Source organism: Paraburkholderia sp. CNPSo 3274 (assembly GCF_024206475.1).
Classification (GTDB): Bacteria; Pseudomonadota; Gammaproteobacteria; order Burkholderiales; family Burkholderiaceae; genus Paraburkholderia.
Genome location: NZ_JAMBPR010000001.1, coordinates 213378 through 235375, shown reverse-complemented (window position 1 = coordinate 235375; position 21998 = coordinate 213378). Strand labels below are relative to the sequence as shown.

The following is a 21998-nucleotide window of genomic DNA, read 5'->3' as shown; positions in this document are numbered from 1 at the left end:
AGCGCATTGCGAAGAATAGTACGCGCACGCCGGAACAGGAATAATACGAATGTATGTAGCACACGTAACGGAGTGCCAGGCATTTTCCAGATACTTCTCTGCGGTGGTCGCTCGTGCGCCGGGCTTTGCCGCTCGTCACGGCGGCGACGCGTTTGCTAGTATAAAAAGCGTGCCCTGTCGCGAAACGAGAACTACACGGAAACAGCAAGGCGTCGGCTCGCAAAGTCGACCTGACGATCGGGTGGACCGGTCCAGGGCGGTCGGCCGCCGGCTTTACGCTCCAAACTTGAGAACGAGAATTCCTGCAAGGAGGTCAGATGGAGCAACGCAAGGAACTGAGCGGCCTGACTAACGAGCTCTTTCGGCAAGTCGTGGAGGCGGCTCCAAACGCCATGGTGATGGTGGACCGTGCCGGCAGAATCGTTCTCGTGAATGCGCAGGCGGAGAAGCTGTTCGGATATGCGCGTGCGGAATTGATGACGCGAGGTATCGAAGCGCTCGTGCCCGAGCGCTTCCGGTCCGGTCACCCGGATTTCCGGAGCGCCTACTACACTGACCTGAAGAGCCGCCCGATGGGGACCGGCCGCGACCTCTACGCAATGCGCAAAGACGGCTCCGAATTCCCCGTCGAGATTGGACTCAATCCGGTCTCAACCGACGAAGGCACGTTTGTGCTGGCAGCCGTCGTTGACATTACCGGGCGCAGGAGGCAGGAGGAACGCTTCCGGCAGGTCGTGGAAGCGGCGCCCAACGCAATGGTCATGCTGGACCGCGATGGCCGGATCGTCCTCGTGAATGCGCAGACTGAAAAACTATTCGGCTATCCCCGCGATGAACTGGTTGGCCAGAGCATCGAGGTACTCGTTCCCGAACGTTTCCGCTCCCGCCACCCGGAGTACCGTGACGCGTTCTACAGCGACCTGAAGACCCGTCCGATGGGAGCGGGCCGGGATCTTTTCGCGCGGCGCAGGGACGGCTCGGAGTTTCCCGTCGAAATAGGCCTCAATCCCGTCTCCACCGACGAAGGTATGTTCGTCCTTGCCGCCGTCGTCGACATTACCGAGCGCAGACGTCTCGAGGAGCGCTTCCGGCAGGTGGTGGAAGCGGCGCCTAACGCCATGGTGATGGTGGACCAGGACGGCCGGATCGTTCTCGTGAACGCACAGACGGAGAAGCTCTTCGGCTATCCGCGCAATGAGTTGATCGGGCAGAGCATCGAAGCACTCGTCCCGGAACGTTTCCGTGGGCGCCACCCGGAGTATCGCGTTTCGTTCTTCAATAATCTGACGAGCCGCCCTATGGGGGCCGGGCGTGACCTCTACGGGCTGCGCAAAGACGGCTCGGAATTTCCAGTCGAGATCGGCCTGAATCCGCTGTCGACCGACGAAGGGAAATTCGTGCTCGCGGCCGTGGTCGACATCACGTCGCGCAAGCACGCGCAAGAGGAACTGCTGAGAAAAACCGACGAATTGGCCCGCTCGAACAAGGACCTCGAACAATTTGCCTACCTGGCTTCTCACGATCTCCAGGAACCACTGCGGGCAGTTGCCGGCCCCTTGCAGATGTTGCAGATGCGATACAAGGGGCAACTGGATGGCCGTGCCGATGAGTTCATTGCACACGCGGTGGATGGCGCGACCCGGATGCAGGCGCTCATCAATGATCTGCTCGCCTATTCGCGGGTCGGCCGCTCCGACGACGCGCGCCAGTTGACTGACTGCGCACAGATACTCGATCAGGCGCTCAAGAGCCTGAGCGTCATGATGGAGGAAAGCGGCGCCGAGGTGAGGCGGGAAGCGTTGCCCACCCTGGTGGCTATTCCGACGCACCTCGCGCTTCTGTTCCAGAATCTCGTCGGAAACGCCATCAAGTTCCGCGACAAGGCGCGTCCTGTCCGGATCGACGTGGGTGCGAGGCGCGAGGGCGAGGGCTGGCTATTCTGGGTCAAGGACAACGGGATCGGTATCGATCCGCAATATTACGAGCGGATTTTTCTGGTCTTTCAGCGCCTGCACACGCGCGCAGATTATCCAGGCACCGGGATTGGCCTCGCGCTGTGCAAGCGAATCGTCGAACAGCACGGCGGCCAGATCTGGGTCGAATCTGTTGAGCAGGAAGGCGCGACATTCTTTTTCACGCTGGGCATCAAGAACGCGATATGAATCCGTCCACGAAAGTGAGGAGACAACTATGATGCTTTCCGGAAACAGCGAGCAGATGTTTCATATCCTGATGGTGGAGGATAGCCCCACGGACGTCATGATGACGCGTGAGGCGCTGGATTATTACAAGGTGCTCAATCCGCTACACATTGCGGAGGACGGCGTGGAAGCGATCGAGTTCCTCAAACGCGAGGGAAAACATGCGACCGCGCCACGTCCCGGCCTGATCATCCTCGATCTCAACCTTCCGCGAAAGAGCGGCCAGGAAGTGCTTCAGGAACTGAAGACAGATCCCGAATTGAAAAACATTCCGGTCGTCGTGCTGACTACCTCCAAAGCCGAGGAGGACGTGGCGAAGTCATATGGCCTGCACGCCAACTGTTACATCACCAAGCCCGTGGATTTCGAGAAGTTCGTTGAGGTCGTGCGCAGCATCAACGACTTCTGGCTTGGCGTCGTGACGCTGCCTTCCGCTAAATCGTGAACATCGATCATGAAATCCGTATCCTCCTGATCGAGGACAGCGCGACCGACGCACTGCTGATCGACAGGGTGCTCGAGGACGTGGTGGAGTTCAAGTACCACGTGGTGCGCACCGAGTCCATGGCGGAGGGTGTCGCGCGTGCGCGAATCGCGCATTTCGACGTGGTGATCCTCGACCTGGGGCTGCCAGACGCAAATGGGGGGCTCGACACCTTCAGGAAATTCCAGCAGATGGCGCCCGACATGCCGGTGCTGGTTCTCACCGGGCTGGACGATATTTCGGTCGGTCTGCTGTCCATCCAGCACGGCGCACAGGACTATCTCCTCAAGAAGGATATCCGCGCGTCGGAACTGAGTCGCGCGATCCGTTACGCAATCGAACGCCATCGCGTCGCGGTGGAGCTAAGGGCGAGCGAGGAGCGCTTTCAGCTCGCGGTGAGCGGGGCGACGGCGGGGTTGTGGGACTGGAATCCGCAGACGGGCGCGATGTACTTTTCGCCTCATTTCAAGGAAATCATGGGCTATGAGGAAAGCGATCCGCCCAATGAAGCGAGCGTTCATCAGGAGGCTATCCATCCGGACGACGTCGATCGAGTGACGGCGTGCCTGAAGGCGCATCTGGAGCACAAGAACGTCTACGACGTCGAATATCGCATTCGCACCATCTCGGGGGACTACCGATGGGTTCAGTCTCGCGGGCAGGCGCTGTGGAATAGTTCCGGTCAGCCATATCGCATGGTGGGCTGGATCATCGACGCAACGGAGCGAAAACTGGCCGAAGAGGCGCAGCGCGATTCACGTGAGCGGGCGGCGGACGCGTTGCAGCAAACCCAGGCCGATATGGCGCGCCTGAACCGCGTCTTGATGCTCGGCGAAATGGCGGCCTCGATCGCCCACGAGGTGAAGCAGCCCGTGTCCGCCGTCGTCATGCACGCGACGGCGGGACTGCGCTGGCTGGATGCCCAGCCCCCGGAACTGGAGGAGGCGCGGCAGTCGCTGAATCACATTCTCAAGCAAGGCAACCGGGTCGTGGAGGTCGTTGGCCACGTGCGATCGCTCGTCAAGCAGGCGCCGCCGCGCGAGGATCCGGTCGATATCAACGAGGCCATTGTCGAAGTGCTTGCCCTGATCAGCGCCGAGTTGCAGAGGAGCAGCGTGCGCTTGCAGACACGGCTTTCCGCAGACCTGCCGCCTGTGCGCGGGGATCGGGTCAAGATGCAGCAGGTGATCGTCAATCTTGTCATGAACGCTTCGGAGGCCATGAGCGGGGTGAGTGACAGGCTGCGCGAGCTGACGATCGTCACTGAGCGGCGTAATTCGAGCGAAGTGATCGTCGAGGTCTGGGACACCGGTTCTGGACTGCCCCCTGCGAGCGCAGACCAATTGTTCCGCTCGTTCTACACCACCAAACCCAACGGAATGGGCATGGGACTCTCCATTTGCCGCTCGATTGTCGAAGCCCACGGCGGACAACTATCGGTAACGCCTCGTGAACCGCACGGTACAGTCTTCCGTTTCACGCTGCCGATCGAGGCGAATTGAGGCGAATATTGCGCGATAGCCGAAATCCGTGCCGTTGCCAGTTGCAGGTCCATCTTCAGGGGAAGAATCCACCCATGATAGTCAGCATCCCGACGATCAGCGCGAGCTTGCGCGAACGCACGGCTTTGCTTGCAGCGAACCCGACAGCCGTGAACGAGCGCATGTATGCGACGCTGATGAGCGTAGAAGGTTACGAGAATCTGATGCCATCAGTCAGGCAGGACATTGCGGCGTCGATCGACTTGACGGCCGGTTTGTGGTTCCAGTCGCTTCTGACCGGTGATTCCCCTTCGGCGGAAGACATGGATCGCTTCCGGGAATTCGGCCGCCGACGCGTTCATCAGCGCGTGCCGCTGCAATCCGTGCTGCGGGCCTTCCGGCTCGGATCGCGTGAGATCTGGCGCACTTACATTGCGCTGGGCGAGGACGATGGAAGCCTCGTCGACGAATTGCTGTTCGTCATCTCGCCGTATCTTTTCGACTTTTTTGACGTCATGGCGCAGAGCATCGCGCAAAGCTATCTCGAGGAGCAGTATCAGCAAGCGCGTTGGCGCGAGGCGTTGCGCCATCAGCTCTACAACATTGTCTTTTATACACCGGAAGATCACGACGGCTTTCGGGAAACCGCGGAAGCGCTGGGTCTCGATTCCACCGCGCCACGGGTGGCGCTCGCCATCGATATCGAACTGCCCGATCACACGTCCTACGAACGTGAACGGGAACTCGACCGCATCGCACTGGCGTCATCGCGTCATCTCGCTGCCGCGCCAGGCGATCTGGTGCGCGCGTGGCATCGTGGCCGGCTGATTCTGTGGGCTCCCTGCCTGCGAGGCGATTCGATCAACCGAATCGATCGCCTGACGGCAGAACGGGCCGGTACGCTGGCGGCTGCGGTGCCGGAGCTTCGTCGTATCGGCGTTGGCCTGATGAACGAGGGCGCGTCGGGTTGGGCGGCCACGGTCGACGAAGCGATCAGGGCATTGGACTTCACACCCAAAAGCCAGGGTCAGTCGCAGGTCGCAATGTATTCGAGTATCCTCATTGAAGAAAGCGCGCGTCACGCATCGAATGCGCGGCGCTACCTCGTCTCCCTGCTCGAACAGCTAGCCAATGAACCCGAACTGGTGGCGACGCTGCGGACCTATTTCGAACAGGGGCAGCGGCGCGGCCAGTCAGCGGCCGCACTTGGCATTCATCCAAACACATTGAACTACAGGATGGAACGCATTGAAGCGCTGCTTGGGGCGAGCCTGGATGACGTCGGCTGGATTGAGAAGCTCGATATCGCTCTGAAGTTACGCCGGGCGACGACGTGAATCCTCGGCTCACAGGTTGCCGTCAAGTCGTGGGTTGGCGCTCGTGATACGAAAGTTTAATTCGAATTGCGAGCCGATGCGCTGGTGGAAGCCAGCGTGGACTTTGCAGGGCATCAACGGGTCGACAAATGCACTCATAAGGAGGTCAACGCCGTTTCGTGGATGACCCTGTTTACGCATTCACGCTGTTCCTCTGCTTGACGGACGCGGTAAGGTGGGTGCGGCGTTTACCGGGAGCGACATCAATGCATGAACTTGCGGCACCGGTGTCATCCGGTCTGGAAACATGTCAGACCGCAAAATGAATCGGGCGTCTTCCGTCGAGCCAACTGTTGACCGACGCGAACCAGAATGCGAGCCGCCAGCCATCTTTCGTCTCATCAAACACACGCAGGACCCTGGCAAGGGTAGCTAACGGTCGGTACTGCCGGTCAGGATCGAGCCCGTAGGACGGAAAGTATTCGCCTTGTCCATGCCGGACAGAAAAGAGCTGCCCCTCCTGCTTCCAGCGCTCCGCCTGGAGAGGATGGGTATTAGCATCCGGGCAGGCGAGCCTGTCCACCTGCTCCGCTGTCAGCCAGTCGCACACGTCCAATACAGCCCGGTCGTCGGGCAGGTCGCGGTACGCCTCGGCTATCTACTGGTTGTCGATGTCGAGGGTGAATCACATATTGCCTCGATCGCCGTACAGGAATCGTCGAGTGTTCGTGGTAGAGCCTTCGACGAGTGCGCTCAGGTCCGTCTAGTCCTCTGATCGTCGCGTCGCGCCGGATCGGCGAACTGTATGCAATTGAAGCCGCGATTTGCGGCAACCCACCGGATGATCGAAGCACTCGCCAAAACGGCGCTCGTCCGGCGCGCTTACCATTTAACGCATGGCTGCCGAATGGCAACCTCCTGCATCAGCGAACTCACACTTTCGACCCGAAGCAGTCGGTCGGCGTTCTACAAAGCAGTCATTCAAACGTCGGTTTGGTGTCCACGACAATGAGAAAGTTTCATAAGCGAGTCTCCGTGGCAAGGTATGCGGAACGCCACGCCGCGACCGGTCACGAGAGCGATTCCCGAATGACCGTATCGCCAACTATTACGAGATGCTCACCGTCGCCGCTGGGAGTGAAAAATCGCCAATCCTCCCCATCCGCAATGCTGTCTGGCGTGATGACGATCTGCAAGCCTTTCGACAACACAAGCGATACACCGCCAGACTCACCCGCCTGCACATCGGCCACCGTTGCGGGAACAGACGCGACCACTAACGCGCGGATCTCTTCAGTCATCTGATTTATCTGGTCATCTGAACCACCAAAATCACTGTGTGTAGCGAGAACGTGATCTGCGCGCTCAATAGTCCACCTGCATTGGACATGTAGCGCCCACGCGCCAACTTGTTTTGTAGTGCCTCTGCGAGTAGTGACCGTTCTCAGCGGTCCGAAACTCAATGTGAGCATATCCGCAGCATGGCTAACGCCGCTTATTTCGAGGCCAACGAGAACCGCCAGAGAACGTTCAATTTCCCTATCGGGATGAGTCATTTCCTTTTCTCCCTGACGTGTATCACGCGCGCTTCGCCTTCCTGAAGCCCAAACTTCGACAACTTACCGGCAAATGTCGACCGCCCGCAAGTGGCCGATCGTCGCCTAACTTAGAGCACCGTTTTCGGAGAATAATCGGTGAATTTCGATGCGACCCATTCAGCATTCTCCGTATCGTAGGAGTATCCGGCAATCGGCATCACGCTCAGTTGATAAAGTTCATCTTCCTCGTCGGGCATAGCCTGCCATGCAGTCGGCTCGACACCGTACCCTTGCCCGGCATCTCGCTTGGCCTCGTCCAAAGTGGAATACCAGTGATCCCCTTCAACATCGCGAGTTGAAAACGAGAAGTAACGGATGAGTAGGACACCGTCGGTCAGCCCAAGGATCAGAACCGATTCTATGTTCGGCCACTCCCGTGAGTTGGCCTTGGCCCACAAGCGCATTGCTTCCTCGAATTCTTGTTCCCGCACACATTGTCGACGATCCAGCCCGTCGCGTCGACCGTCCGCTCCTGGCCGCACTGAGTCCCACGGCCTGCGACGTCGGATCCCCTCGCGCGCCTCGCTCCATGCAGAAGACATACCCCCTTGAGTCATTCACCGATAACGACGAACCTAAACGAAGACCGGACTTGTGGATCTATCGTCTTTTGCTGAAAGGGAGCATGAATATGAGCGGTGCGAGCGTCAAAATCTGCGCGATCCTGGCGATGGTCCCCATGAGTTGTGGCCCGATCCAGGCTGGCGCACACATGGGTGAGGACACGGGCGCTGGCGCGACAGCGCATCGGGTAGCGTACTCGACGTCGCGGCTTCAGAACAGGCCGGATAGTGCCGTGAGTCGTGACGTCCGCAGCGCCCTCGGGCGGACACCGAGCCTGGATGCTTCAGGGATTCGGGTCAGGGCGCGCCTCGGCGTCGTGACGCTCACGGGATGGGTGCCTGAGCGCAGGCAGATCGCGCTCGCCGGCAACGCGGCAAGATCGGTGCGCGGAGTCAGGTCGGTGACGAATCAGTTGACCTTGCGGAACAGCCGTTAGCCAGCGACTCGCGAAAATGAAGTGAGTACATCACTGGTAGGCCACGCGATGAACGCCACATAGCTTCAATGACCGGCTATACCGTTTGTATTCCTTGCGTTCCATGAGACACCTCGCGGAGCTAGTACGCTCCTTTCAAGGTGTCCACTGAACGTGGGTAAGATCAATCTTCTCGGCATAGAACAACGAGACAGACGAGTGACGTAGCAGATAGGCGTCGAAGTCGTATTCCTCTCCCATCAAGTAGGGGGTCTCTGGGGTCCTTGGATAACAATCCCATCCCAGCCAAGCCTTTGCCCGCTCAAATACCTCCTCAATGGTCCCGCGATTGCCAATCGGCCCGCCATGCTCCGACATGTGATAGGCTGTATAAATATACAGTGTTTTGGGGCGGAAAATGGGACGGGATCATCGTCACCTCCCTCCGCTCACGGCGGCGGATCTGGCTGAAATCTACGATCGGAATCCCTTGCCCGTCGTATTGCGGTTGCTATGGGAAATCCACCGGCTGCGCTCCACCATCAGCCGGGCGAACCAGATCCGGCTCACGATCGGTACGCGCGTCGGCACAGCGAATACGCCAGCGGGCATGTGGGAGCGTTTCGAGCAGGAACTCGACGCGGAGCCGTGTTTGACCGATCCGCTCACGGCGCGTCAAAAGGGTTTGCTGCACGAGGGCGAGCCGGAAGGACGGCTGCGGCGCAGGCGGCGCAATGGCGATTGACAGATAGCCGGCACGGCGTTTCATCTCCCACCATGTGGGTTCTCACACGCTCGCCAGCCATTCGAATGGCACGTTGAAATTTGGCTGTAAGTGGCCCTTGTTAGAGTCCTCGAAAGCAGTTGTCTTTCGTGGCAGTCAACACAAGAGCGACTTCTCATGGCTATTGTCCGCGCATGCTGGTTTGTTCTGGCTCTGCTTCTCAGTGCTCCCGTCTGGGCTTACCAGACGCGTATCGTTTCGATCCCCAGCGCCGCGATGCAGCGCTCGTTCGACGCGACCGTCGTCTTGCCCGACGACTACGCGCGCGGCAAGCCCGCCGCGCGCTTTCCGGTGATCTATGTGCTGCACGGTTCGGGCGGCAGTTATGCCGACTGGACCTCGAACACCCACATCGGCAAGCTCGCCGACCGCTATCACGTGGTGCTCGTGATGCCGGACGGCGGTCACGAGAGCTGGTACATCGACAGCCCGTTTGATCGGAGCAGTCGTTATGAAACGTATGTTGGCAGCGAGGTCGTGTCGTATATCGACACGCATTTCCGTACGATCGCCATGCGCGAGGCGCGCGCGATCACGGGTTTGAGCATGGGCGGTTTCGGCGCGCTGCGCATCGCGCTGGACCGGCAGGAGACGTTCGGCGCGGCCGGCAGCATTAGCGGCGCAGTCGATCCGCGCAACTGCGAAGACGAGCCCGGCATCGATCACGTATTCGGCGATCCCGCGCGGCACGCGTCGTTCTGGAACAGCAATGCGATCGTAGATAGCGCGCAAGCCTTCGAACACGCTCATATCGCGCTCACCATCGACTGCGGCGTGAGCGACTTCTTCGTGCAGTCGAACCGCACGTTGCATGAAAAGCTCGTCGAACTTGGCGTGCCTCACGATTACGCGGAACGCCCCGGCGGCCATACGTGGTCCTATTGGTCGAACTCGATCCGCTACCAGGTGCTTTTCTTCGCCACGGCGTTTCAGCGCGCCGGCTGGCATCCGCAAGTGGTGTAACGCATCACGGCGCGCGCTTTTCCGGCGCGCGAGCGTTTGCCAACATCCGTCCAACGTGATTGCGTCACACGATACCCGGGGGCGCGCAGCCGACCTCAGGCACCGCGCTTGCTGCAATGGTCCTGCAGGGGCGGGCGCGTAGATCCGTCCTGCTCAACCATATGCCGGGCATCAGGCGACCGCACGCGGCGCCGGGGCGCGGCGACCACCCTTGAGCCGGTTCGCACCGGATGCAGGAGGACGTCATGCTTCAATACGCTGTCATTTTCTTCATCATCGCGATCATCGCGGCCGTGTTCGGTTTTGGCGGCATCGCGGCGGGTGCGGCATCGATCGCCAAGATCCTGTTCTTCATCTTCCTCGTGATTTTCCTCGTCACGTTGTTGCTTGGCGTCGTGAGAAGGGGCTAATCAGCGAGCCACGCTTGCTGCAGTCGAATCGCAGCCCGCCCGCGCGGGCTGCGTTTTTGTATTCGACGGCTGCGTTCCTTTCACGCGATGGTATCCACCACGCCGCCGTCCACGCGCAAGGCCGCGCCCGTGGTTGCGGAAGCCTCTTTCGAGCACGCGTAGACGATCATGTTCGCCACTTCCTCCACGCTTGCGGCGCGCCGGATGATGGAAGAGCCTCGATGTGTCTGCACGAACTGCGCGGCGACTTCCTCGACGGTTTTTCCCGAAGCGGCCACTTCGTCCTTGAGCATCTGCGTCACGCCTTCTGAAAGTGTCGGGCCCGGCAGTACCGAATTGACCGTGACGCCCGTACCCGCAAGGCGCTTGGCGAGGCCGCGTGCAAGCGCGAGTTGCGCGGTTTTCGTCATGCCGTAGTGGATCATGTCGGCGGGAATGTTCAATCCCGATTCCGACGAGATGAACACGATGCGCCCCCAGCCGCGCTCGACCATTGCATTCACATAGGCGCGCGAGAGACGTACGCCCGACATCACATTCGTTTCGAAGAAACGCAGCCACTCGGCATCGGGAATCTCGAAGAAGTCCTGCAGCTGAAACACGCCGAGATTGTTCACGAGAATGTCCACCTGCGGATGCGCCTTCACGAGTGCGTCGCATCCTTGAGCGTTGGAAAGATCGCCGACGAAGCCCTGCACCCGCGCGCCGGGCGCAGCGGTACGCAGCGCAGCCTCGGCTTCGCGCACGCTTTCGGTGTGACGGCTGCTGACGATCACGTCGGCACCCGCGAGCGCGAGGCCTTTGGCCGCGGCAAGACCGATGCCTGCAGCCGAGCCAGTGACGAGCGCGAGTTTTCCAGTCAGATCGATTTTCATGCGAGCTCCTTGAGGGGAAAGGCTGGCCACGCTGCTGAACGCGAGTTGAGCGTGTGGGACGCAACGTCGCGCGCGGCCATCGTGAAGGGAACGGGCAGTGTACTGCGCAGGCGTTCTGGATGTTTTCTCAGGCGCCTCACGTACCCATCGCCGGATCGCTCACGCTGTCCTTGCCGGTTTCTACACGGCCCGCGAAGCGCCGTATCACACCGTTCTCCGCGCTCAGCGTGAAGTCGTACCAGCCCCCCGAATCCGCGAGCGCCCAGTTCGACTGAACCTGCTCGCCGGCGCGCAACGCGTAAGTCCAGGGCCCGTCGCTGCGGTACGCATTGGCCGTCACGCTCACGTTCGAAGCCGCGCTCGCGCGATTCGCGATGCTCAGCTCGAGTGCGTTGCTCGCGGCGTCGTAGCGCACGCGCACTTCGGGATTGGGTCCGTGCGCCGCCGCGCGCACGTTGCCCTCGAATGCGCGATGAAAGCCATTCGGCCCAAGCACCCACAGGCGGTATGCGCCGTCGTCGGCGGCGGTGGGCGTCCACGTGTCGCGCAGTGTCTTGCCTGCTTCGACGGTGTAGCGACGCGGTGGCTTATCGAGGTGAAGCGGGTCGTACACGTGAAAGACGGCGCCTGCTTTCCCTTCGTTACCGAACTCCAGTTGAACCTTGTGATGACGCCCCTCGACGCTCGCATCCACGTTGAGGCGGTACGGCAGTGCGCGCGAGGGCCGCGCCTTGCGCGCCTGCTGCGGCATGGTCTGCGTGTCGGGCTGTGGCACCGGCACGGGATTGAGTGCGTTCTGTTGCTTGTTCAGCGCATCGGCCTCGGCCGTCGTGGGTGCGGAAAACGCCTGTACAGGATTTTCGTTCGGTGTGCTGAAGTTGAATGCCGAGGTGAGGTCGCCGAAAACCGCGCGCCGCCACGGGCTGATATTCGGTTCGCGCACGCCGAAGCGCATTTCGATGAAGCGCAGCACCGACGTGTGATCGAAGACTTCGGAGTTCACATAGCCGCCCGCGCTCCACGGCGAGACGACGATCATCGGCACGCGCGGCCCGGGCCCGAACGGCAAGCCGTCTGGCGTGACCGGCTTGCCGTCGCCGGGAGGATTCGGCATGGTGAAGTATTCGTGGCGCGTACTGGCCGTGGATTTGCCTGCGTACTCGCCGTCCTTGATGCGCGAGGGCGGGCAAGGCGGCGGCATGTGATCGAAGAAGCAGTCGTTCTCGTCGAAATTCACGAAGAGTACGGTCTTGCTCCAGATGTCCGGGTTGCGCGTAAGCGCTTCGAGCAGCTTCTGGAGATAGTACGCACCCTGGCCTGGCGTCGAAACGGCGGGGTGTTCGGAATAGGCCTGCGGCGCGATGATCCAGCTCACCTGAGGCAACTGGTTCGCTGCAATGTCGTCGTTGAGCGCCTGCAGGAAGCCGCCATCGGGCATCGTATTGCCGACGCCCTTGTACAGCGGCTCGCGTGCGTCGAGCGCCTGGGTCCACGGCACGTTGGGTGAACCTTCGATTGCCTCGAGAACCTTGCGATAGCTCGCGAACCCGACGAGCGGATTGTCGCTGTAGTTTTCGGGCTGGTTTTCGTACACCTTCCACGTCACACCTGCGGCCTGCAAGCGTTCCGGATACGTGGTCCATTTCAGACCAGTGGACGGCGCGCCGATGTTGTCCCAACCGTTGTTGTCGACCACGGCATAAGGCGAGGCCGTGGGGCCATTCGTGCCGGTGAACAGAAAGAGCCGGTTCGAATTGGTGCCGCCGTGCAGCGAGCAATAGTAGGCGTCGCAGATCGTGAAGGCGTTGGCGAGCGCGAAGTGGAATGGCAGGTCGGAGGCTTGAAAATAGCCCATCGAGGCGTCGCCCTTGAACTTGGGCCAATGCGTCATGCGACCATGGGCCCAGGCCTCGTGGGCGTCGGCCCAGTTATGCGCGCCGCCCGCGAGCAACGCGTTGCCCTTGCGGCTGTCCAGGTAGAACGGCAGCAGCGTGCGTGCGCCGTCGCTCTGTTGCCACACGTTGGCGCCGTCGGGCAAGGGAATCGTGATGCGGTCCGAGAAGCCGCGCACACCGGGCAGCGTGCCGAAGTAATGGTCGAACGCGCGGTTTTCCTGCATGAAGACGACGATATGCTGCACGTCTTCGATCGTTCCGGTTGCGTTGTTTGCAGGAATGGCCAGCGCCCGCTGGATGGCGGGGGAAGCCAGGCTGAGCGTCGCGCCCGCGGCGGCGGCGCGAAGGAAATCACGGCGGTCCATCGAAGTCATGGTGTGTTCGCGTTGTTGTCGTTGTGCTCGCGAGCATTAGCATGACACGTTGGCGCCGCCGCGGGCGCTCGATGAACGGTTGTGGGTGAGCGTGCGCGCTCGTCAGAGCTTCACGCCTCCGGCCTCGGGCGGCCCGCGCGCGGCGCGCGCCGGTTATCCAGAAGGTTGCGGAAGTTGAGGGCACAACGATGCGCCCTGGCGGTCGTGGTCGCTTGCAGGGGGATTCAGTCGCTCTTGCCGCCGCCGTCCAGGCCGTTCGATCCCCATGCCGGCACGAACTGGACCGGCCACGCCGAATCCACAGCATCAGTCATGCCCTGGCTGCCAGGCGTGGCTATCGATCAGGAACCCAAAGCAAGGAAACGCCAGCGAGTGGGCGCGTTGCGCGCCCCCGTTTCGCGTCAGTCGCTACAACGACGATGTAAATCGTTCATGCGGTGTACGAGGCTCGAGCTTGTCAGGGCATGGCGACCCGGTGGAGGATGTCGAGCAGTTGCGAAACCGCGAAGGGCTTGCGCAGGAAGCCCACGACGTCGGCGTCGGGGGGCAGGGTGACGAGCGCGGAGACGAGCACGAGCGGCACGCTCGCGAGCTTGCTGCTGCGCCTCATTTCGCGCATGAGGGAGAGACCGTCCATGCGCGGCATCATGCAGTCGGAGATCACGACATCGGGTGGGTCGTCGAGCGCGCTTTGCAGCGCATCAGAACCGTCTGTGGCCGTTCTGACCCGGTAACCTTCCTGTCCGACCAGTTCCTTGAGTGCATCGAGCGCGTTGGTGTCGTCGTCGACTAGTAATACGGTAGCCATACGTTGCTTGCGTGAGCGGCCCGGCCGAACGTGGCGGCTGCGCCTTTGTTCTTCGTGATCGCGTCGCGGCGGGCCGAGAGGATCCGGCGACCGTCCCAAAGTGCGCAATTTCTGTTCCCGTGACGCGTAATCGAGGCCACGGTCGGCATCGTTTCGGTTTCGCCCGTCATCCTTGTGTTGCGGGACCTCGCTGGGCGGTGGAGTCGCGCGCGCTCAGTTGCGCCGCGACGATGAGTGCCGAGACTTCGGGAAAGCTGCCGAACGCCTCGTCGGGCAACCGGCGCAAGGCGTCGATCACGTCGCGCGGCGCCCCGCTGCGCTCGGCGCTTTCGATCAGCGTGGCGGGGTGCGCAGGCCAGGTGACGCATTCGAGGGCGTGCAGCACGCGCCCGGTCAGCACCTCGGCGTTCGAACGCGCCTGGTCTGGGTTGTCAGCTCCTGTTGCATCGCAAGCGGAAGCAGGCTTCATCGGCTTCTCCTTCGAAGATCCTGATCCCCCCGCAGATGCCATTCCTGCCGCCTTTTACCTGTGCTCCCCTATTTACGAATGTGGGCGCGCGCCGGTCCTCTCGGGCAATCTGGCGGTCGTTCAGGCGGGAAGCTTGTCGGCGAGCACATCGGCGCGGCGGATCTGTGGCGGCGCGGCCAGCAGTTCCCCCGCGCGCGCCATCAATGCCGCGGCCACCTGGCCGTTCAGATGCGCGTTGCGGCCGGCTTCATCGTCGAATGCGTCGAAGATCGCAAACGTCGTTGCGTCGAAGCGCACGCCGAACCAGGCCGCCGTGGCGGGCTCTGCATCGACCAGCGGCTTCGCGCTCGCGAGAAATGCCGCCAATTCCTCTTCCTTGCCGGGCTGCGCGTGCAGCTCGACGTACAACGCATGTTGGGTCATGACATGGCTCCTGTTACGACGTGGCGTCTCAGGCATGGTCGCGGTCCTTTGGGGTGTTCGTCAAGCGCCGGGAGGGCGCGGCGGGTTTTTCCTGTTTGCTGCGTGAAGATTACGATTCGTAGTCCAAATGGAGTCGGGAAGATTCAGGGTTCTTTTTCACTATGCCGAGTCACAGCCGCGCTTCACCCGGCCAGCCATCCAGTTTCGAATAAACCCTCTACACGGGGCCAGGACGAATGTTTTTCAAATTGATGCCGTAAACTCAGGCATATCTTCAGACCACGCCGTACATGTTAGATCCGGTCAATATTCTTCTCGTCACGGTGCTTTCGAGCATCATGAGCCTCGCCATTCTTGGCTCCCTGCGGCCTGCGGGTATTCCCGGCGTCGGGCGGTGGATCGGCGCCTATTTGATGGCGAGCGTGGCGCTTCTGCTTGCGGGCCTGCAACGGCTCGGCTTGCCCATCCTGACCGTCTTCGTTTCGAATACGTTGCTGGCGCTCGCCGTAGTACGCCTGCTCGAGGGCTGCCGCCAGTTCTTCGGGCTCAAGCCGCGCGTGCCGCTTGCCTACGCGGGAACCGTTGCGCTAGCAACGGGTATTGTGTGGTGGTATTGGGTGACGCCCAGTCTCGGCGCACGCGTGGCGGTCGTCTCCGCATTTCATGCGGCCATTTACACGTCGCTCGGCTGGCTCTCACTGCGTTGCCGCCCGCCCGAGCGCCCCGTGTACAGCTACCGGTTCGTGACCCTGGCGGCCTGGCTGGGCGCGTTCGCGCACGCGCTGCGCGGGGTGATGTATGGCAGCGGCTTCGTGAAGCAGTATGGGCTGCTCGACTTCACGCCGCTCAACGTGGCATGGCTCGCGCTCGGCATTCTCGTGCTGCCTTCGCTTTCGATCGGCATGGTCCTGCTCGCGCACGACCGTATGGCCGAGCGGCTCGAACGGCTCGCGAACCAGGACGAGCTGACCGGCGCGCTCACACGCCGCGCCTTTCTCGCCCAGGCGAACGCGTCGCTCGAAGCCGCGCGCGCGAAGGGCCAGCGGGTCGCGTTCGCGATTGTCGATATCGATCACTTCAAGTCGATCAACGACCGCTACGGACACGCCACAGGTGACCGCGTGCTCGCGCAGTTCTGCCGCATCGTGAAGGGCGGCGTGCGCGTAGAGGACCTGTTTGGCCGCCTCGGCGGCGAGGAATTCGCGTTGCTCTTCGTGGGCATGACCCGCGACGACGCCGTGAGGCGTCTCGATGAATTGCGCGTGTTGACGCTCTCCGTGTGCCGCAGCGCTGACGCTCACACCCGCGAATCCGCGCAAGTGGCCCATGACGGGCTGACATTCAGCGCGGGCGTGGATGAACTCCAGGCGCAAGATTCACTCGCCACGTTGACGGCGCGCGCCGACGCCGCGCTCTATGTCGCCAAGTCACGCGGGCGCGACCGCGTCGTGACCATCTGACGATTCTGTCGGTCTCCTTCGCGCAATCTATGCGTTGTGAATCGAGGCTCGCGCCCTTTCGCGGCGCGGCGGCCAAACCTTGTCGAAACTCCATGCGCTATGCATAGTTGCGCACGGCGAAGGTCTTAACAGCACTGTTTTTAAACGATAATTATCAATGGCGCGACTGACGTTGCGTGCAGCGTGAAGGCGCTTTCGCTGCATGACGTGCATGGTCCAGGTGGCCTGCGTGGCGCGCCTCAAAAATTTTCGGGCGGGCGTTTCTTCCCTTGTAACCAGTGGCGATCACGCGAAGCGGGATTCGTGCGGATATGAAGGCGCCTGCTCCTGGCGCCCTGCGCCCGCATTGGTTTTCTCTCAAGCGCGCTCTGGCGCCGCCGGCCGTGACCGCTCCCCGCCGCGCGCCGCGACTCACGCGCTCGCCGGTCATTGCATCACCCACATTCAAAAGTCCGCTGCCGAAACGTGCACGTCATGCCTCATCGCGCGTGTCGTTTCGCTGCGGGCACATTACGGGCCTGCCTTCCGGAATCCATTCTGACCAGACAAGTCGCCTCCGGGGCCGGCCTTTAACCACAAGGAGCCTGAGATGAAAGTTGGCAGCAACTGGCGTAACGCACATAACAACGACGCGGCATTGCCCGCATTCCTCGCAGCACGTGTCGATCGCTACTACACCGAGCGCGTGCAGGAAAGCTGGGCCGGGGGCCACATCATGAAGGGCCGTGTTGCCGATGCTGATGCCTTGCACCTTTCGAGTAACGACTACCTTTCGATTGCGCGCCACCCCGAGATTCTTGATGCAATGTGCATGAGCATCCGCTCGGAGGGCAACGGGCTTTTGATGTCGGGCGTGTTCCTGCACGGCGACGACTGCCCGCAACTCGCGCTCGAAGACCGTTTCGCGTCGTACATGGGGGCCGAAGCGAGTGTGTTGTGCCAGTCGGGTTTTGCCGCGAATACAGGGCTGATTCAATCGATCGCCAATGCGCAGACGCCGGTGTACGTCGACATGATGGCGCATATGTCGCTGTGGGAAGGCATACGCAGCGCCGGCGCACGCGCGATTAGTTTCTTCCACAACGATGTCGATCATCTCGAGCAGCGCATCCAGCGCTACGGGGCCGGGATTGTGATCGTCGATTCGGTATACAGCACAAACGGCAGCGTTGCGCCGCTCGCGGCGATCGCCGAAGTGTGCGCCGAGCACGACTGCGTGCTGGTCGTCGACGAGTCGCATTCACTCGGCACGCACGGCCCGCACGGCGCGGGCATGGTGGCCGAGCTCGGGCTCATCGACCGCGTGCATTTCCGCACGGCGAGTCTTGCGAAGGCGTTTGCCGGGCGCGCGGGCATCATCAGCTGTTCGCGCCGTTTTCAGGAGTATTTCAAGTGCGAGGCGCTGCCCGCCATTTTCAGTTCGACGCTGCTGCCGCATGAAACGGCGGGTCTCGCGGCGACGCTCGACGTGATCGAGCGCGAAGACTGGCGGCGCGCGCGTGTCGCGGCCAACGCGCGCTACGTGCGCTCACGGCTTGCCGAGCTTGGCTACAACCTGAACGGCAGCGAAACGCAGATCATCGCGCTCGAAGCCGGGCCGGAGCCGCAGACGATCGTGCTGCGCGACGCGCTCGAGGCGCGCGGCATTTTTGGTTCGGTGTTCTGTGCGCCCGCCACGGCGCAGAACCGCTCGCTCGTGCGGCTCTCGCTCAATGCGGCACTGTGCGAGGAAGAACTGGAGCGGCTCGTGGAAGTGTGTGCGGAGATTCGCGACGAGGTGCAGATGTGGAACTGGCCGTCCACGCGCCGCAACGAACGCAACGCGGGCCGTGCGCGCGTGCGTCTGCCGCAGGCTGTGGTGAACATGCCGATGGTGGCCGTCGCGGCTTGAGCCGCGCGCCGTTGAGGTGGCATGGAGCGAGACAGCGATAGCGTGGGGTGCGCCTGATTTACGGCCTGCGGAAAACGCAGCGTAAATCAGGGCGAGTCCCACGCCGCCTGGATCTCGCGGTCCAATTGGTCGAGATGCCGGTCGTAGGGCAGCACGTTGTCGAGCGCGAGCCCCGCCGGCTTCTTCACGACTGCGTAGAGATAACGGCGGTCGCCGTGAAATTCCGATGCGGGGTGCATATACGGCTGCCATTCCACGCACTGTGACGGGTAATAGCCTTCCGTGCGCCAGAAATAGGGCAGGCTGCGACGGCTGTCGAGTTCCGCGAGGAAGCTGATGGGCGCACCTTGTTCGACGGCGATTTCGCGCACGCCGCGCAGCGATTCGTCGGTGTGAATGACGAGCAGGTACGCCGTGCCGACACCGTCGAACATCAGGAGTCCGTGCGGTTGATACGAGAGATAGTGCTCGACGATGCCCAATGAATCGGCAATGCTCTTCACGTGCTCGGCGAGCGCATGATCCTTGAGGAATGCATATTCGGAAACGGCGAGCGCGTCTAGCACCGTGCTGCAGCAGCGGTCGAAATACGCGCGCTGCATATCGTCGATCGCCTGGTTCAGCGTTTCCACCGCATCGACCTCATGCTTGCGGATGAAGCGGTCGATCAGCCCTTCGTTAAAGCTCTTCACGGCCACGTGCTCGTCGGCTTTGCCGGTCAGCACGATTTTCCGGATCGACGGGTCGGTAATACGGCGGCAAAACTCCATGCCGTTGAGTTCGGGCATGTCGTAATCGACCACCACGACCGAAACCGATTCGAAGCGCGACGCGTTATGTACGAGACTACGTATCGCATCGACGCGCATGGCGATGACCTGGTGCGCATCGTTTTCTTCAGTACGGTCCAGATAGGGGCTGAAGATAGGCTCCGCCGCGCGGTCGTGCGGCGTACGGCCATTGAGGAACTTCAGCGCCTCCGAGGGCGAGCTGAACAGGCGGAAGGCCAGGTCGGGGTCGAGTTGCAGGCTCAGGTTCGAAAGGAACGCGGCGCTGTCGTCGACGAATGCGACGGTGGTCGGATAGGAGAACGGCTGAATGGCTTTCGTCATGGCGCAGGGAATGTCAAAACGAACTCGGTATATTCGCCTTTTACGGAAGAGCAGGCAATTGCTCCACCCATCGCTTGCATGACATCGCGGCAGAATGCCAGCCCGATTCCTGCTCCGAGCGTCACGTCATCGGTGGCGGTTGTCGAAGTATAAAAGCGCGTGAAGATGTGCGGCAATACCTCAGGGGAAATACCGGTGCCCGTATCACTGAAAATCAAACGATTGGCCCGTTGCCCTGATTCAAGACGAATCGAAATCTGCGCGCCGTCGATGCTGCCCATATGCCGGAAGGCATTTTTGAGCAGATTGAAGAGCACGTGAACGGTAAGCATTTCAGATCCGTGGAATTCGAAATCGGGGCGCAGATTGCAGATTACCCGACGCCGGTCGCCTTCGCGAAACGGAAAGCGCGCGAGCGCGGTTTCCACGCAATGTACGATCGAACACGTCGTTGCGTTTTGCATGTTGCCGCCCGTGAAGCGCGCCGTGGCGAGCAGCATGTCGATGATCGCGTTCGAATGCAGTGCTTCCTGTTCAATGCGGCCGACCACGCCTTGCAGGGAATGAAGATGCGCCACGCGTATTTTGGGCACGGGCAAGCGGCTGCGCTGGGCAAGCTGATAGGTGTCGAGCAGCGCGGGCAAATAGCGCATGAGGCCCGCGGCGCCCACGCGTATCGCCACGAGCGGGGTGCGCAGTTCGTGCGCCACGCTACCCGCTGTGGCCAGCATGGCGCGTTCCTGTTCGATCTGAATGCGGTCCTGATCGTAATTGGCCACCGCGCCGATCGCCACCGCGAACGAAAAAATCGCCAGATGCGTGAAGTAGTTCGGCCCGAGAACAATGGGGTACGTGGTGAGGCAATACGCGATCACAGCGAGGCTGATGCCCGCGAGAAACTGCAGCACGAGCATGAGCCAGTCGAGCAGCAGCACCATCACGAACGCCGCGATCAGCGCGCTTTCCACCCACACTTCGTTGCCGTTGTTCTTGAGCAGCATGAACGTGAAAAAGAACGGCAGTGCGTAGAGCGTGCAGAAGTACCAGTACCACGGCAGCAGCTTTTTCAGCGCGGCGGGCCAGCGCTCGAACGCCAGGATCGGCACGAACAGCAACGAGCCGATCAGGCGCAGCGTGAGATTTTCATACGGCTGAGGAAAGAGGTCTTTCCAGACGTAGTAGTAAAGCGGGAAGCCCACGCTCGCCACGACGGCGAGCGGGCGCATGCGGCGCTTCACGTATTGCAGGTTGCGCAGCGCGGGCGCGAAGGCGCGCACGAAGCGCGGACGCATCGACGCCCAGGCTCGCCTCAGTCGCACCGAGGTTCTTGAAACGTTCATCAGGATGGAATCGCTCATCGTTCTGGCCGGCGCGCGTGATCCGGCCGGTCTTCTTGCGTCTCGCTTTTTGGTGCCCCGTTTTACCGTTGGGTTCGCGTGGTCGGACCCCGTCTCCACCCCGCAAAGAAAGACAATATCACCAAAGGATTGCAGCGATGAGGCGGGTTTGGCCCTTAGTTTGGCCTTGGATGGGCTTCGGGACAGTGCTGGAAGGGGAGTTCTATGCGCGGTGCATCGGTTTACGCGCGGTTGGAGGCATTCGATGGGCGCTAGAGGGTCTTGCGGGGGCGCTGAGATTTGCGTGCGCGGCCTTCAGTTTGCCGGCTTCCGTTGTGCAAGAACGAATTGCTCGATGGCGTCGTCCAGCGGCTGCGGCGCGTCGCGATGCGGAGAGTGGCCGCCCTGCGCGAGCGTGTGGACGCGTGCGTGCGGCACGGCCGCGCCAATTGCCTCGACTTGCGCCATGGTGCCGTAGTGGTCGTCGAGGGCCTGCACGGCGAGCAACGGCGCGCGAATCGACGCCAGTTCGCCGACGATGTTCCAGGACCGGAAGGCGGGATCGAGCCAGATATCGTTCCAGCCATAGAACGCGGAATCGACATCGTCGTGATAGCGCGCGAGTTTTTCGCGCAGGTTCGTCGTTGCGTACGCAACCTTCGCCTCGCCGATGCTTTCGACCGAAATGTCTTCGACGAACACGTGCGGCGCAATCGCCACCGCGCCCGCGAGTGCTTCGGGGAAGGCGGCGGCGTAGAGCAGCGCGATGGATGCGCCGTCGCTATGACCGATCAGCCACATGCGCGCGCGCTCGCCGGCGCTTACGCCGAGCGCGTCGAGCAGCGCAGGTAAAACGCCGCGCGCCTGCGCCGACATGAAATCGACCGGCCATTTCACGCCTTGCGCGCGCGGTGTAGAACGCCCGTAACCCGGGCGCGAATAAACAAGCCCGCGCATGCCGAGGCGCTCGCAGAGCGCGGCAGGCCAGTCCCTCCACATCGCGATCGAGCCGAGACCCTCATGCAGGAACACGGCGAGCGGCGCATCGCTGGCGGCCGCCGCAATCCAGCGATATTCGATGCGCAGCGCTTCGCGCGTGGACGTGGCGGGCAGCTCGGCAAATTCGCTTTCGTTCATG

21 protein-coding genes and 1 pseudogene are annotated in these 21998 nt (G+C 61.7%); 11 read left to right on the top strand and 11 right to left on the bottom strand.

Going from position 1 to position 21998, the window contains the following annotated elements:
* Nucleotides 1-353: 353 nt before the first annotated feature.
* From M3I54_RS45290 to M3I54_RS00920, 5 genes and pseudogenes are all read left to right on the top strand, one after another.
* Nucleotides 354-1073 (top strand): annotated as a pseudogene (locus tag M3I54_RS45290) (PAS domain-containing protein); the annotation flags it as partial.
* Nucleotides 1056-2162, top strand: a complete 1107-nt coding sequence (locus M3I54_RS00935) for a PAS domain S-box protein (protein ID WP_375542077.1) — start codon at nucleotides 1056-1058, stop codon at nucleotides 2160-2162. The pseudogene M3I54_RS45290 and the gene M3I54_RS00935, both read left to right, overlap by 18 nt.
* Before the next feature lie 31 nt (nucleotides 2163-2193).
* The gene (locus M3I54_RS00930) at nucleotides 2194-2646 is read left to right on the top strand and encodes a response regulator (protein WP_254332328.1); all 453 of its coding nucleotides are present in this window, start codon (nucleotides 2194-2196) and stop codon (nucleotides 2644-2646) included.
* The gene (locus M3I54_RS00925; protein WP_375542076.1) at nucleotides 2640-4187 is read left to right on the top strand and encodes a PAS domain-containing protein; all 1548 of its coding nucleotides are present in this window, start codon (nucleotides 2640-2642) and stop codon (nucleotides 4185-4187) included. Before M3I54_RS00930 ends, M3I54_RS00925 begins: the two co-directional genes overlap by 7 nt.
* Nucleotides 4188-4261: 74 nt before the next feature.
* Nucleotides 4262-5503 carry a CdaR family transcriptional regulator gene (locus tag M3I54_RS00920; protein ID WP_254332256.1) on the top strand — a complete coding sequence of 414 codons (1242 nt, stop codon included), beginning with the start codon at nucleotides 4262-4264 and terminating at the stop codon, nucleotides 5501-5503.
* Between the two features lie 289 nt (nucleotides 5504-5792).
* Here M3I54_RS00920 and M3I54_RS00915 read toward each other — a convergent pair whose 3' ends face one another.
* The 3 genes from M3I54_RS00915 to M3I54_RS00905 all read right to left on the bottom strand — a co-directional run bounded on the left by M3I54_RS00915 (nucleotide 5793) and on the right by M3I54_RS00905 (nucleotide 7511).
* Nucleotides 5793-6065 carry a hypothetical protein gene (locus tag M3I54_RS00915; protein ID WP_254332254.1) on the bottom strand — a complete coding sequence of 91 codons (273 nt, stop codon included), beginning with the start codon at nucleotides 6063-6065 and terminating at the stop codon, nucleotides 5793-5795.
* Nucleotides 6066-6552: 487 nt separating this feature from the next.
* Entirely contained in the window at nucleotides 6553-7038 is a 486-nt protein-coding gene (locus M3I54_RS00910) for a hypothetical protein (protein WP_254332252.1), read from the bottom strand.
* Nucleotides 7039-7148: 110 nt separating this feature from the next.
* Nucleotides 7149-7511 (bottom strand): hypothetical protein, encoded by a 363-nt coding sequence (locus M3I54_RS00905; RefSeq protein ID WP_254332250.1) that lies wholly within the window; start codon nucleotides 7509-7511, stop codon nucleotides 7149-7151.
* A 98-nt stretch (nucleotides 7512-7609) separates the two neighbouring features.
* Between M3I54_RS00905 and M3I54_RS45065 the strand changes: the two genes are divergently transcribed.
* From M3I54_RS45065 to M3I54_RS00885, 4 genes are all read left to right on the top strand, one after another.
* A complete protein-coding gene (locus M3I54_RS45065) occupies nucleotides 7610-8080 on the top strand; it encodes a BON domain-containing protein (protein WP_309249581.1) in 471 nt (156 codons plus the stop codon).
* Between the two features lie 397 nt (nucleotides 8081-8477).
* A complete protein-coding gene (locus M3I54_RS00895; protein WP_254332248.1) occupies nucleotides 8478-8804 on the top strand; it encodes a hypothetical protein in 327 nt (108 codons plus the stop codon).
* Between the two features lie 156 nt (nucleotides 8805-8960).
* Nucleotides 8961-9806, top strand: coding sequence for an alpha/beta hydrolase family protein (locus tag M3I54_RS00890; RefSeq protein WP_254332247.1), 846 nt, complete (start codon nucleotides 8961-8963; stop codon nucleotides 9804-9806).
* A gap of 245 nt (nucleotides 9807-10051) precedes the next feature.
* Nucleotides 10052-10216 carry a DUF1328 family protein gene (locus M3I54_RS00885; RefSeq protein ID WP_028203076.1) on the top strand — a complete coding sequence of 55 codons (165 nt, stop codon included), beginning with the start codon at nucleotides 10052-10054 and terminating at the stop codon, nucleotides 10214-10216.
* A gap of 80 nt (nucleotides 10217-10296) precedes the next feature.
* Here the strand turns inward: M3I54_RS00885 and M3I54_RS00880 are convergent, their stop codons facing one another.
* The 5 genes from M3I54_RS00880 to M3I54_RS00860 all read right to left on the bottom strand — a co-directional run bounded on the left by M3I54_RS00880 (nucleotide 10297) and on the right by M3I54_RS00860 (nucleotide 15060).
* On the bottom strand, nucleotides 10297-11091 hold the full coding sequence (locus tag M3I54_RS00880) for an SDR family NAD(P)-dependent oxidoreductase (protein WP_254332245.1): 795 nt from the start codon (nucleotides 11089-11091) through the stop codon (nucleotides 10297-10299).
* A gap of 136 nt (nucleotides 11092-11227) precedes the next feature.
* A complete protein-coding gene (locus M3I54_RS00875; RefSeq protein WP_254332243.1) occupies nucleotides 11228-13360 on the bottom strand; it encodes a phosphocholine-specific phospholipase C in 2133 nt (710 codons plus the stop codon).
* 457 nt (nucleotides 13361-13817) lie between these two features.
* Nucleotides 13818-14168, bottom strand: coding sequence for a response regulator (locus tag M3I54_RS00870; protein WP_254332242.1), 351 nt, complete (start codon nucleotides 14166-14168; stop codon nucleotides 13818-13820).
* A 166-nt stretch (nucleotides 14169-14334) separates the two neighbouring features.
* Entirely contained in the window at nucleotides 14335-14637 is a 303-nt protein-coding gene (locus M3I54_RS00865; protein WP_254332241.1) for a DUF2795 domain-containing protein, read from the bottom strand.
* 120 nt (nucleotides 14638-14757) lie between these two features.
* The gene (locus M3I54_RS00860) at nucleotides 14758-15060 is read right to left on the bottom strand and encodes a putative quinol monooxygenase (RefSeq protein WP_254332240.1); all 303 of its coding nucleotides are present in this window, start codon (nucleotides 15058-15060) and stop codon (nucleotides 14758-14760) included.
* A gap of 290 nt (nucleotides 15061-15350) precedes the next feature.
* Here M3I54_RS00860 and M3I54_RS00855 point away from each other — a divergent pair, with 290 nt between their 5' ends.
* Both M3I54_RS00855 and cqsA read left to right on the top strand, forming a co-directional pair.
* Nucleotides 15351-16520 carry a GGDEF domain-containing protein gene (locus M3I54_RS00855; RefSeq protein WP_254332239.1) on the top strand — a complete coding sequence of 390 codons (1170 nt, stop codon included), beginning with the start codon at nucleotides 15351-15353 and terminating at the stop codon, nucleotides 16518-16520.
* Nucleotides 16521-17109: 589 nt separating this feature from the next.
* Nucleotides 17110-18411, top strand: a complete 1302-nt coding sequence (cqsA, locus tag M3I54_RS00850) for an alpha-hydroxyketone-type quorum-sensing autoinducer synthase (protein WP_051481303.1) — start codon at nucleotides 17110-17112, stop codon at nucleotides 18409-18411.
* An 86-nt stretch (nucleotides 18412-18497) separates the two neighbouring features.
* Here the strand turns inward: cqsA and M3I54_RS00845 are convergent, their stop codons facing one another.
* The 3 genes from M3I54_RS00845 to M3I54_RS00835 all read right to left on the bottom strand — a co-directional run bounded on the left by M3I54_RS00845 (nucleotide 18498) and on the right by M3I54_RS00835 (nucleotide 21997).
* Complete coding sequence (locus M3I54_RS00845) at nucleotides 18498-19523, bottom strand: response regulator (protein ID WP_254332238.1); 1026 nt, start codon at nucleotides 19521-19523, stop codon at nucleotides 18498-18500.
* Nucleotides 19520-20881 carry a sensor histidine kinase KdpD gene (locus M3I54_RS00840; RefSeq protein WP_254332237.1) on the bottom strand — a complete coding sequence of 454 codons (1362 nt, stop codon included), beginning with the start codon at nucleotides 20879-20881 and terminating at the stop codon, nucleotides 19520-19522. The genes M3I54_RS00845 and M3I54_RS00840 overlap by 4 nt, the downstream gene beginning before the upstream one ends.
* A gap of 294 nt (nucleotides 20882-21175) precedes the next feature.
* Nucleotides 21176-21997 carry an alpha/beta fold hydrolase gene (locus M3I54_RS00835; protein WP_254332236.1) on the bottom strand — a complete coding sequence of 274 codons (822 nt, stop codon included), beginning with the start codon at nucleotides 21995-21997 and terminating at the stop codon, nucleotides 21176-21178.
* Nucleotide 21998 lies beyond the last annotated feature (1 nt).